Here is an 11,846-nt window from a genome sequence, read left to right as displayed (position 1 = left end):
TCTCCTGGGAGCGGGTGTGGGTGGTGCCACCACTGTGCGGTCCGCGACGCCCGGTCCGCGTCCGGCGGTCGGCCATCGCCCGATAGCCGATCGGTTGATTCCAGCGAGGCCCTGTCTTCCCTAGGCTGGCTCGACCATGGCCGTGACCGCATCTCTCCGTCGGCCGCCCGAGGGCGTGCGGGGGATCCTGGCGCCCGCCGAGCGGCTCGACCGCTGGCTGCTGGTGGTCCTCGTGGTCCTGCTCGTCACGTGCGCGGTGCGCTATCTCGACCGGCACGGCCTCGACGTCGCCGGCGCCGCGGTCCTCCTGGGGGCAGCCGTGCTCGGCACGGCGTACGCCGCCCGCGGCCTGCTGCCGGGTCGGTCTTGGTGGCCCACCGTCTGGGTCGTGGGCATGGTCGTGCTCTGGGGAGCGCTGACCGCGGTCGCGCCGTCCTTCGCGTGGTGCGCCGTGCCCGTGGCCTTCGCAGTGCTCCGGGTCCTGCCGTTCGCCAGGGCGGTGGGGACGGTCGTCGCCATGACGGTCCTGCTGACGGCGTCCTGGCAGCGGATCAGCGACGGCCTCGACCCGGTCCAAGTCGCCGGTCCGATCGGCATCGCTCTCGTGACCGTGCTGGCCTACCGCGCGCTCGACCTCGAGTCCCGAGCACGCAAGGACCTCCTCGACCGGCTCGTCGACGCCCAGGAGGAGCTGGCCGAGGAGCAGCACCGCACCGGCGCGCTCGCCGAGCGCACCCGCCTCTCCCGCGAGATCCATGACTCGATCGGCCAGGGGCTGTCGAGCATCAATCTGCTGCTGCAGGCCGCCGAGCAGGACTGGGACGACCGGCCGGACCGGGCCAGGGACCTGGTCAGGACCGCGGCATCGACGGCCCGAGAAGGCTTGGACGACGTGCGGCGGGTGGTGCGTGACCTTGCACCGGCGGACCTCGCGACCGCCGATGCCGGCGCGCTGCCGGCCGTGCTCGAACGGGCGGTTGCCCAATCCGGGCCGGGGATGCCGGTCGAGGTCCGTGTCGACGGCGAACCCGTCGCCGTGCCCGCCGATGTCGCGGCCGCCTTGGTCCGCACGGCCCGGGGCGCCCTCGCCAACGTGCGGGAGCACGCGTCTGCCGGACGGGTGGCGCTCACCTTGACCTACCACTCCGACGAGGTGGTCCTCGACGTGCGCGACGACGGCCGCGGATTCGACCCGGCGCGGGTGCGTCCCGGCGGTGTCCGGGGCCGTGGCCTCGCGGGTATCCGGGAGCGTGCCGCGGCCCTCGGTGGACGGGCGTACATCGAGAGCACTCCGGGTGAGGGGACTACGGTCTCCGTGCACCTGCCCATCGACACCGGTGGGAGCGATTCGTGATCCGGGTCCTCATCGTCGACGACCACCCCGTCGTGCGCGCGGGCCTCCGCGCCCTGGTCGAGGGTCAAGAAGATCTCACCGTGGTGGCGGAAGCCGACGCGTTCGAGACGGCGCTGGCTCGTGCCGAGTCGGAGTGCCCCGACGTGGTGCTGATGGACCTCAGCCTCGGCCAGGCCGAAGAGGGCGGCGCCGAGACGACTGCGGCGCTGCGCGCGAGACCACATCCGCCGGAAGTGCTCGTGCTGACGACCTACGACACAGAGGCTGACATCCTCCGGGCCCTGGACGCCGGAGCCCGGGGCTACCTGCTCAAGGACGCGCCTCCCGACGAGCTCTTCGCCGGCATCCGCGCCACCGCGCGCGGTGAAACGGTGCTGGCACCCTCGGTCGCCGCGACCCTCGTCCGTCGCACGACCGGCGCATCGACGATCACCGAGCGTGAAGTGGAGGTGCTGGAGCTGCTGTCCGGAGGGCTGGGGAACCGCGAGATAGCGCGGGAACTCTTCGTCTCGGAAGCCACGGTGAAGTCCCACCTGTCGCACGTGTACGCCAAGCTCGGCGTGGATACACGCGCTGGAGCCGTCGCCGCAGCCATCGAGCGCCGCATCATCCGCCGATGACAGTCGGCGATGACGCACACGTTCAAACGCCCTCCCAACCGACCTTCCGAACCCGCCTGGACAGCGCATTCCGACGCCGTCCTCCCCACTTCGCGAGGTCGGCAGGTACGCCACGTCCCGGTGTCCACGGCGTGTGCCACCTGGGCTGGGCTCGGCACGGCTGCGGTGGCGCTCATCGGCTCCGTCTGGCTGGGCGAATCCCTCACCCCATTGAAGATCGCTGCGCTGGGCATGATCATCAGTGGTGTCGTCGTCCTCAATTGTAGGGCGCTCACCGAGTCCTCACGGAGAGGGTCATGGGAACTCCCGCACTGGCACAGCTCACGACCGACCGTGGTCGCGCGGTGCTCTTGGGGACTCGTGACGCCGATGAGGTGATCGAGGTCTGCACCGGGACCCTTCGTCCCCACGCGCTCACCCTGAGTCGACCCGGAGCCCGGCTAGCGACCCGGCTCGCGCATGTCCAGATGCAGGACGTCTCGGTGAACCTGCTGCACTACGGCGCCGAGGTGACCGTCAGCGCCGGGGATGCCCCCTTGGACGACTACCTCCTGACGCTCCCGCTCGCTGGTGCTGGCCAGTTCCGCTACGGCGATGCGACCGCTCTTGCGACAGCCGAGCAGGGCGTGATCATCGGTCCACACCAGGAGTTCCAGTTCGCGTTCGACGCCGCGTTCGACCAAGTGATCGTTCGACTCGACCGCGCTCGCGTGGAGTCGGTGGCGGCAGCCCTGACCGGTGAGACCGGTCCGGTGCACTTCGACCTCTCCCTTGCCCCTGACGTTCGCCGTCTCGACGGCATGCTGGAGTCCGCGGTCGACCTGGTCGACTCTGCTGCTACTCAGCATCGGCCGCAACTGCTCTGGCAGCTGGAGCAGGTCATCATCGAGTCGCTGCTCCTAGCCCAGCCCAACAACCGGACGCGGCTTCTCGTGCCAGATCGGCCCCTGACCTCGCCGCGCCTCCAGCGGGCCATGGACTTCATGCTCGAGCACATCGCCGACCCGCTGAGCGTAAGCACAGTGGCGGCCGAGTGCGGCACCAGCGTGCGCAGCCTTCAGACCGCGTTCCGAACTGAGCTCGGGACTACCCCCCTCCAGTGGCTGCGGTCCCAGCGTCTTGAGCGGGCTCATGCGCTGCTTCTCTCCGGTGCGCCCGGATTGTCCGTCACCGACGTCGCCTATCGCTGCGGATTCTTCCACCTGGGCGAGTTCGGAGCGGCGTTCCGGTCCCGCTTCGGCACCACCCCGTCGGCGCTCCTGGCCTCGCGCCGCTGACCCACGCGCGCGCTGCCGCGCCCCGCTTGATGCGCAAATCCGAGTGTGCCTCGGCGTAGTTCCGATATCGGTTGTGGCGAGCCTCACATGACTCTGAGGTCATGCAGATCGCACTCCTCCAGATCGCCAGTCCCGACGCCGAGTCCGTCGCCGACCGCCTCGCCCGGGTCGACGGCATGGTCCGTGCCGAGAGCGCGCTGAGCGGCGCGGACTTCTTGGTCCTCCCCGAAATGTGGACGGCCGGCTACTTCTCCTTCGACGAGTACGCCGCCCGCGCCGAGCCGTTTGAGGGCCCGACGCTTGCGGCTGCGCGGGGATGGGCCCGCGACCTCGGGGCGGTCGTCCACCTCGGCAGCTTCGTCGAGGTCGACAACGCAGGGCGGCTGCACAACACCTCGGTCGTCATCCGCCCCGACGGCGTGGTCGGCAACGTCTACCGCAAGGTCCACCTCTTCGGTTACGGGTCCCGCGAGACGCAGCTGCTCACGCCGGGCGAGACGGTCGGCGCCAGCGACGTCCACGGCCTGTCGACCGGCATCACCACCTGTTACGACCTCCGCTTCCCAGAGCTCTTCCGCAGCCTCGTCGACGCCGGCGCCGAGATGGCCGCGGTCTGCGCCGCGTGGCCGGAGGCCCGCCTCGCCCATTGGCGCCTGTTCACCACTGTCCGCGCCGTCGAGCAGCAGATGTACGTCGTGGCGGTCAATGCCGTAGGCGCCCAGACGGGAGTGACGCTCGGCGGCCACAGCCGGGTCGTCGACCCGACCGGGCAGGTCGTCGTCGAGGCCGGCCAGGACGAGGGCTTCACGTACGCCGACATCGACACCGAGCTCCCGCGCAAGGTCCGCGCCGAGTTCCCCGCGCTGGCCGACCGCCGCTGGCCGGCCACACCTGCCCTGAAGAACACGAAGGAGTTCGCATGAGCACCCCTGCTGGCACCGCCACCCGGCTGCGACTCCGCGCCACCGATGGCGCGGAGGTCGAGATCACTCCCACGCATCTCGTCGTCGCCGGGTACACCGGCCGCGACCAGGTCGCGGTACGTCACCACATCGACGAGCTCGCTGCCATCGGCGTACCGGAGCCCGACACCATCCCGGCGTTCTATCCGCTCTCGACCGACCGCCTGACCACCGCCCAGCAGATTGAGGTCGACGGGGACGCCACCTCCGGCGAGGTCGAGCCGGTCCTGATCCGGGCCAACGGCACCTACTACCTGACCGTCGGCTCGGACCACACCGACCGCGAGATGGAGACCGTCGGCATCCAGCTCTCCAAGGCGGCCTGCCCCAAGCCGATCGCCTCAACCGTCATCGAGCTCGGCAACCCGCCGGCGCTGGTCGATTGGGACTCGATCGTGGTCCGCAGCTGGGTCGATGGCGAGCTCTACCAGGAGGGCACCCTCGCCTCGATGCTCCTCATCACGGAAGTCCTCGACGAGTGGGACCAGGTTGGTGGCAGCCAGGGCATCGCGCTGGTCCTCTTCGGCGGCACCCGCCCGCTGATCGACGGCACTTTTCGCTACGGCCGCCACTGGCGGATGCAGCTCGAAGTCCCTGGCCACATGCCCATCGAGTTCGACTACACCGTCTCTGTGAGGAGCAACTGAAATGCGTACCAGCGCCGAATACCTGAAGTCCCTGAGCGACGGCCGTACGGTCATCGTCGACGGCAAGCCCGTCGACGACGTCGCCACCCACCCGGCGTTCGCCCCGGTCACCCGCACGGTCGGTGAGCTCTTCGACCTCGCCGCTGACCCCGCCAACGGCATGCAGGTCACCGACGAGGTGACCGGCAACCCCGTCAACCGGATGTACGTCGCACCGCGTAACGCCGAGGACCTTGCCGCCTGGCGTGCCTCGGCGCAGGTCTGGGCCGACCACACCAACGGGTGGGTAGGCCGCTCGCCCGACCACGTCGGCGCTTTCGTGGCGGCGTTCGCGTCGCACCCGGAGGCGTTTGCCGACGAGCGGAGCCTGGCCGACAACGTGCTGGCCTTCCACCGTCGGGTGCTGGAGAACGACCTCTACGTCTCCTACGCGATCATCCCGCCGCAGGTCTCTCGCGCCACCACCGCGCACGCTTGGGAAGGCGACTTCATCCAGGTCGGCGTGAAGGAGGAGCGCAAGGACGGCATCGTCGTCCGCGGTGCCCAGATGCTTGCCACCGGTGGCGCGGTCGCCGACGAGATCCTGGTCTCCTGCATCAAGCCGCTCACCCCCGAGGACACCGACTTCGCGATCTCGTTCACCGTGCCGGTCGCCGCCGACGGACTCAAGCTCTACTGCCGTCGCCCGTACGCCACCGAGGCGACGAGTGAGTTCGACTACCCGCTCTCCTCCCGCTACGACGAGACCGACGCGCTGCTGGTCTTCGACGACGTCTTCATCCCGTGGGAGGACGTCTTCGTCTACAAGGACGTCCCCGGTCTGCGCAAGCAGTTCTTCGACACCGGCGCCCACGTCCTGGGCAACTTCCAGGCCCAGATCCGCTTCGCCACCAAGCTCCGCTTCCTCGCTGGCATCGCCCGCAAGGTTGCCGCGGTCAACGGGGTCGACAAGTTCCCCGGTGTGGTCGAGAAGCTCGGTGAGCTGGCCAGCCTTGTCTCTGTCGTCGAGTCTGCACTCCACGCCGCGCAGTTCACCGCGGCCACGGACGAGCAGGGCTTCTTCCGGCCCGGCGCCCAGTCGCTGTACGCCGCGATGGGCCTGCAGGCCGAGCTGCACCCGCGCGTGATCGGCATCCTGCGCGAGCTTGTCGGCGGTGGGGTCCTCCAGGTGCCGTCGTCCGTCCTCGAGCTGGTCAACACCGACACCGCCGCGGACATGGAGCGCTACGTCTCCAGCCCCGGCATCTCCTCGGTCGACCGGGTCAAGCTCTTCAAGCTGGCGTGGGACGCGATCGGCAGTGAGTTCGCCGGCCGCCACCAGAGCTACGAACTCTTCTACTCAGGCGCGCCATTCGTGGTGAAGGGCTACGCGTTCCGCAACTACGACTACAACAAGCCTCTCCAGGCCGTCGAGGAGTTCCTCGCGTCGTACGGCGTGGACGGGCCCGTCGGTTCCTCCGCCGAGGAGGTGTCGGCATGAGCAAGCCCGAGATCGAGTTCACGCCGGTCACCGACATCGACTACACGCTCTGCCCGGGCGACAACCCGCTGATCAAGGAGCGGATCCTCGCCACCGACCCGGTCGGCGGCGTCGCCACCCGAATCCTGCGCTACGAGCCGGGCGCGGACTCCACCACGCTCGGCGTGCAGCGGCACGACTTCTGGGAAGAGGTCTACATCATCGAGGGCTCATTCCACGACCTCACGCTGGACCGGACGTTCGTCGCAGGGGAGTTCGCCTGCCGCCCGCCGGGCATGCCGCACGGTCCCTGGCGGACCGACGAAGGCGTGACCACCTACGAAGTCCGCTACCACGCCCGCGCCGAGGACTGACGGGGAGATGACCACGATGACCACACCGTCTGTCGACCCGATGACCATGCGCCACACGATGGGTTGTTTCGCCACCGGCGTCGCCGTGATCACCACTGAAGACGCCAGCGGACCGAACGGCATGACCGTCAACTCGCTGACCTCGGTCTCCCTCGACCCGCCACTGCTGCTGGTCTGCTTCAACCACGGTGCTCGCACTGCGGAGGCAGCGGTGTCGTCCGGCAGGTTTGTGGTCAACATCCTCTCCCGGCGCCAGCAGGCGATCGCCCTGCGGTTCGCGGCGCGTGGAGAGGACCACTTCGCCGGCCTCGACCTGGAGTACGCCGAGCACCGAGTGCCCGTCGTACCTCAGGCCCTGGCGCACCTCGAGTGCGACGTGGAGCGGGTCGTCGAGGCCGGCGACCACACGATCGTGTTCGGTGCCGTCATCGGCGTGAACACCCGCGACGGGGAACCGCTGGGCTTCTTCGGAGGCAAGTTCAGCGACATCGTCCAGCACGGGCACGAGCCCGAGCACTGGTTCTTCTGAGCCCACCCGAGCCCATGGGCCGGGTCCATCCACACCTAGAGGAGACGTAATGTCGACCACCGCACACAAGGCCAGCCGGGCGATGCTCGGCGCGGCCGCACTCTCGGGATGCCTGTTCTTCACTGCTGGGTGTTCCGTCCCGGAGGCGGAGCAGGGTGACACGATCAAGATCGGCGCCATTCTCCCGGTCACGGGGCCGGTGTCGGAGTGGGGCGAGAGCAACAAAGCCGTCCTGGAGATGTTCGAGGACGAGGTAAACGACGCTGGGGGCATCGAGGGCAAAGACCTCGAGATCGTGGTCTACGACAGCGGCGCCAAGCCGGCCGAGGCCGCCAACCTGGTGCGCAAGCTCGCATCGCAGGACAACGTGATCGGCATCCTCGGCCCCTTCACCTCGTCGGAGGCTGAGGTCGCCTTCCCTGTCGCCAACCAGCTCAAGGTCCCCGTCATCTCGCAGGCGTCATCCAAGCCCGGCGTCGCCGAGCAGAACCGCCCGTGGGCGTTCCGCAACACCGTCAACGAGGGCGCCTACCTGGGTGCGGTCGTGCCGGAGATGAAGAAGGACCTCGGCGCGACGAGTGTCGCGGTCGCCTACGACTCCGCCGACGCGGTCGGTACGTCGATCGGCACCGGCATCATGCCGCCGGTCGTCGAGGCGAACGGGCTCGAACTGACCACGGGCACGTCACCGGTCACCTTCACCACGACCGACATCGACCTCAAGGCGCAGGTCTCGTCCCTGATCAAGACCGACGCAGACGCGATCGGCCTCGGCGCCTTCTACAACGGCGCTGGCAAGCTGCTCCGCGAGATGTCGAGCCGTGGGGCCAACACCCCGATCTTCGGTGGCTCGACCCTGGTGTCGGCGAACATCCTCGAGGCCGCGCCCAAGACCACGATCTACAGCTCTGGCACGTACTTCCCCGGCGCCGAAGATGCTGCCGATTGGACCGCCGAGGTCGAGAAGGTCTTCGCTGAGGAGGGCGTGCCCGGCTCGCCGACCATGTTCGACAGCCAGGTCTACGAGGCCGCCAGCATGTACGTCGAGGCGATCAAGGCCGGCGACCTGTCCGACGCGGATGTCGAAGCGGCCCGAATCGGTATTCGGGACTTCCTGACCGACATGAAGGACTTCCAGGGCCTGACCACCGTGATCTCGATGCAGGAGACCGGCGATGTCTCGCGTGAGTTCTACGTCCTCAAGGGCGCCGGCGGCGAGTGGTCCGTGCTCGCGTCGGCCACTCCGTGAGCGTCTGACCTGATGCGTCAGGCCGACCACGATCCGAGGAGATCAGATGTTGCTCCAAGTCATCATTGATGGGCTGTTGCTCGGCGGAATCTACGCCGTCGTTGCCCTCGCTTTCTCGCTGAACATGGGCATTCTCGGTGTGCTCAACCTGGCCATCGCACAGTTGTTCGTGGTGGGCGCACTTGTTGGCCTCGACCTGCTGGAGACTGGTCTCCCGCTCGTGGCCGTGCTCCTCGGATCGATGTTGGTAGCCGGCGCTCTGGCTCTGCTGCTGGAGGTCGTCGGCTACCACTCGGTCGACAAGAACGATCCGATCGTCACCTTGCTGACCACCGTCGCATTCGCCCTGATCATCGAGAACATCGCCGAGCACCACTGGGGGAGCCAGGCGCAGTTCTTCCCGGAGAACGTGGTCGCGGGCCGTGTCGAGATCGGCCCGATCTCGGTCTCCGTGATCCAACTGATCACCTTGGTCCTGGCCGTCGTGCTGGTCGCCATCATGGCGGTCGTCGTCGCTCGGACCAGCCTCGGCAGGTCCCTGCGCGCAGTGGCCCAGAACCGGGACGCAGCCACCGTCCTGGGTCTCCGGGTCCGGCGAGCCGAGGTGGCCACCTTCGCCATATCGGGCCTCCTCGCCGGCGGCGCTGGGGTGTTGCTCGGTCTCAACTACGGCGTTGTCTCGCTGGACTTCGGCGTCAGCATCGGGATCAGCGGCATCGCCGCCATGATCCTGGGCGGTGTCGACAACCTCTGGGGCGCAGTGATCGCCGGTCCACTGCTCGGCCTCACCTCGGTCATGGCCACCACCTATCTCAACGCCAGCTACAGCAACCTGCTGGTGTTCGGCCTGCTCGCGCTGACGTTGACCTTCCGGCCTCAGGGACTCCTGGGACGGGCTTCGGACCTGAGCAGGAGGGTGTGAGATGTCCGTTTACGAACTCGGGCTCATCGCCCAGGTGTGCATCAACGTCCTCATGGGGCTCAGCGTCTACACCGTCCTGGCGACGGGACAGCTCAACCTGGGCAGCGCCGGCTTCATGGCGGTCGGGGCCTACACCTCGGCGCTGGCCAGCATCCACGGCGTATCCATCGCCATCGCCATGGTGCTCGGCGTCGTCGCGGCGTCAGTTGCTGGGCTGCTCCTCGGTCTGCCCGCCCTGCGGGTGCGCGGAATCTACCTGGCCATGGCGACCTTCGCGTTCGGCGTCGTGGTGCAGTCGTTGTGCCTGGTCCTCCCGTGGACCGGTCAGGCGCGGGGCTTGATCGGCATCCCGCAGGTCATCCCGGGTGTGCTCTACGGCTTCACCGCCGTCGCCGTGCTGGTGCTGCTTGCCGTGACGCTCTCCAAGTTCTGGCTCCGCGTGCGCAGCATCCACGACGATGAGTTCGCTGCGTCGATGGCGGGTCTGAACACCACGACGGTCAAGGTCGGCATGTTCACCCTCGGTGGTGCCCTGGCCGGGCTGGCCGGTGGTCTCTACTCGCACTGGTTCGTCTACATCGAACCCGGAGCGTTCTCGTTCAACGTGTCGATCTTCGCGGTCCTCTACGTGATCTTCGGTGGTCGGCGGAGCATGTGGGGCGCTGTCATCGGCGCCACGGTGCTGACCCTGCTTCCCGAGTTCACCCGCGGCTTGGACGAGTGGCGCCCGGCCTTCGTCGGCGCCGTGCTCCTCGTCATCCTCGTGGTCCGACCCTCCGGCATCCTGGGTGAGCGCTCGGTGCTGCCGAAGTTCACCCGCACCAAGAAGGAGGTGGCAGCATGAACGCGACCACTGGCCGGACCGCAGTCCTGGAGACCCGCGACCTGGCCATCGAGTTCGGCGGCATCCACGCTGTCGACGGTGTCGACCTGGTTGTCGAGCCCGGACAGGTTGTGGGGCTCATCGGCCCGAACGGCGCCGGCAAGACCACCTTGCTGAACCTGATCACCGGCGTCTACACCCCGAGTCGGGGAGAGGTCGCCTTCGCCGGCAAGCGGGTCGACGGCACCGCGCCGTACCAGCGAGCCAGGGACGGGATTGCCCGCACCTTCCAGAACATCAGGCTCTTCAAGGGCATGACCGTCCTCGAGCACGTGCACGTGGCCCTGGAGAGCCGGGAGCCCGCATGGCGGAGCCTCACCTCCTTCCGCCGGGGCGCCGGGGCAGACGGCACGACGGTGCTCGGGACCATTCCCGCGACCCTGACCGCGCTCGGCCTCTGGGAGGACCGCGACCGGATCGCCACCGAGCTCTCCTACGGCGCCCAGCGCCGCCTCGAGATCGCCCGGGCGCTGGCGCTCCAGCCGCGGCTCCTGCTGCTGGACGAGCCAGCTGCGGGCATGAATGACGACGAGACGATGAAGGTCGCCGATCTGATCCGCGACCTCAGCGAACGGGGTCTGAGCGTCCTGCTGATCGAGCACAACATGCCGTTCGTGAGCCGTACCTGCGAGGTCGTCACCGTCATCAACTTCGGCAAACACCTGATGAGCGGGACACCGGAAGAAATCCGCAAGGACCCGCGGGTCCTCGAGGCCTACCTTGGAGCTGACGATGAGTGAGGCACTGCTGGAGGTCTCGAGCCTCGGAGGTAGTTACGGCCGGATTCCCGCCCTGCGCGACGCCGACGTGTCGGTCGAAGCCGGGCAGATCACATCCGTGGTCGGCGCGAACGGCGCCGGCAAGACCACCCTGCTGCGGCTCCTGGTCGGAGCACACCGTCCCGACGCCGGCACGGTCCGGTACGGCGGCGACGACGTCACCCGCTGGAGCCCCGCCCGACGAGTGCGCAACGGCCTTGTGCTGGTGCCCGAGGGGCGCGGAATCATTGGCGGGATGACCGTGATGGACAACCTCCGGCTCGGGCAGGACGCGGGCCGGAAGGGACAGTTCACTCTGGCCGAGGTCCTGGAGAGGTTCCCGATCCTGGACTCCCGGCAGGACCGTCTGGCCGGGCTCCTCTCTGGTGGCGAGCAGCAGATGCTGGCCATCGGGCGCGCGCTCCTCACCCAGCCACGTGTGCTGATGCTCGACGAGCCGAGCCTCGGGCTTGCCCCGAAGATCACTCAGGAACTGATGCGGCTCCTGGCCAGCCTGCGCGATGACGGGCTGACGATCCTGCTTGTCGAGCAGAACGTCCGCCAGGCGATGCGGATCTCCGATGCCTACTACCTCATGGAGACCGGTCGGGTGATCGCCCAGGGCAATCCGGCCGACGCCGCCAACGACAAACGCATCCAGGCTGCCTACCTGGGTGGGCATTGAGCGTCCACTACGTCTCTGCCGCCTTCTGGTCCGTGACGATGTACGACGCGCGCCCAGTCGCCATGCTCGTCGACCATCCGGTCGACCGCTCTGCGATCAACAGCGTCAACCCCGGACATGAATCGCA

14 protein-coding genes are annotated in these 11,846 nt (G+C 68.3%); all 14 read left to right on the top strand.

All coding sequences use genetic code 11. The annotated features are described in order from the left end of the window. Positions 1–136 precede the first annotated feature (136 nt). The 14 genes from EXE59_RS18905 (at position 137) to EXE59_RS18840 (ending at position 11,719) form a co-directional block, all read left to right on the top strand. Positions 137–1,354, top strand: coding sequence for a sensor histidine kinase (locus tag EXE59_RS18905; protein WP_135840285.1), 1,218 nt, complete (start codon positions 137–139; stop codon positions 1,352–1,354). Continuing rightward, the gene (locus EXE59_RS18900) at positions 1,351–1,974 is read left to right on the top strand and encodes a response regulator (protein WP_135840284.1); all 624 of its coding nucleotides are present in this window, start codon (positions 1,351–1,353) and stop codon (positions 1,972–1,974) included. Before EXE59_RS18905 ends, EXE59_RS18900 begins: the two co-directional genes overlap by 4 nt. 9 nt (positions 1,975–1,983) lie before the next feature. Beyond that, positions 1,984–2,352 carry a DMT family transporter gene (locus tag EXE59_RS25170; protein ID WP_135840283.1) on the top strand — a complete coding sequence of 123 codons (369 nt, stop codon included), beginning with the start codon at positions 1,984–1,986 and terminating at the stop codon, positions 2,350–2,352. Further along, positions 2,271–3,251, top strand: coding sequence for a helix-turn-helix domain-containing protein (locus EXE59_RS18890; protein WP_135840282.1), 981 nt, complete (start codon positions 2,271–2,273; stop codon positions 3,249–3,251). Before EXE59_RS25170 ends, EXE59_RS18890 begins: the two co-directional genes overlap by 82 nt. Before the next feature lie 101 nt (positions 3,252–3,352). Beyond that, entirely contained in the window at positions 3,353–4,174 is an 822-nt protein-coding gene (locus EXE59_RS18885) for a carbon-nitrogen family hydrolase (protein WP_135840281.1), read from the top strand. After that, the gene (locus EXE59_RS18880) at positions 4,171–4,860 is read left to right on the top strand and encodes a DUF2848 family protein (RefSeq protein ID WP_135840280.1); all 690 of its coding nucleotides are present in this window, start codon (positions 4,171–4,173) and stop codon (positions 4,858–4,860) included. Before EXE59_RS18885 ends, EXE59_RS18880 begins: the two co-directional genes overlap by 4 nt. Before the next feature lies 1 nt (position 4,861). Then, a complete protein-coding gene (locus tag EXE59_RS18875) occupies positions 4,862–6,340 on the top strand; it encodes a 4-hydroxyphenylacetate 3-hydroxylase family protein (RefSeq protein ID WP_135840279.1) in 1,479 nt (492 codons plus the stop codon). Beyond that, entirely contained in the window at positions 6,337–6,693 is a 357-nt protein-coding gene (locus EXE59_RS18870; RefSeq protein ID WP_135840278.1) for a cupin domain-containing protein, read from the top strand. The genes EXE59_RS18875 and EXE59_RS18870 overlap by 4 nt, the downstream gene beginning before the upstream one ends. Positions 6,694–6,709: 16 nt before the next feature. Further along, entirely contained in the window at positions 6,710–7,222 is a 513-nt protein-coding gene (locus tag EXE59_RS18865; protein WP_210429069.1) for a flavin reductase family protein, read from the top strand. A gap of 49 nt (positions 7,223–7,271) precedes the next feature. Beyond that, complete coding sequence (locus EXE59_RS18860; RefSeq protein WP_135840276.1) at positions 7,272–8,471, top strand: ABC transporter substrate-binding protein; 1,200 nt, start codon at positions 7,272–7,274, stop codon at positions 8,469–8,471. A gap of 46 nt (positions 8,472–8,517) precedes the next feature. Beyond that, positions 8,518–9,393, top strand: a complete 876-nt coding sequence (locus EXE59_RS18855) for a branched-chain amino acid ABC transporter permease (protein WP_135840275.1) — start codon at positions 8,518–8,520, stop codon at positions 9,391–9,393. Between the two features lies 1 nt (position 9,394). Next, positions 9,395–10,237 carry a branched-chain amino acid ABC transporter permease gene (locus EXE59_RS18850; protein ID WP_135840274.1) on the top strand — a complete coding sequence of 281 codons (843 nt, stop codon included), beginning with the start codon at positions 9,395–9,397 and terminating at the stop codon, positions 10,235–10,237. Further along, the gene (locus EXE59_RS18845) at positions 10,234–11,016 is read left to right on the top strand and encodes an ABC transporter ATP-binding protein (protein WP_135840273.1); all 783 of its coding nucleotides are present in this window, start codon (positions 10,234–10,236) and stop codon (positions 11,014–11,016) included. Before EXE59_RS18850 ends, EXE59_RS18845 begins: the two co-directional genes overlap by 4 nt. Beyond that, positions 11,009–11,719, top strand: coding sequence for an ABC transporter ATP-binding protein (locus tag EXE59_RS18840; RefSeq protein WP_135840272.1), 711 nt, complete (start codon positions 11,009–11,011; stop codon positions 11,717–11,719). The genes EXE59_RS18845 and EXE59_RS18840 overlap by 8 nt, the downstream gene beginning before the upstream one ends. Positions 11,720–11,846: the final 127 nt, after the last annotated feature.

Source organism: Nocardioides eburneiflavus, assembly GCF_004785795.1.
Classification (GTDB): domain Bacteria; phylum Actinomycetota; class Actinomycetes; order Propionibacteriales; family Nocardioidaceae; genus Nocardioides; species Nocardioides eburneiflavus.
Note: the sequence above shows the minus strand (reverse complement) of the source record. Positions and strands in the feature narration are given on the sequence as shown.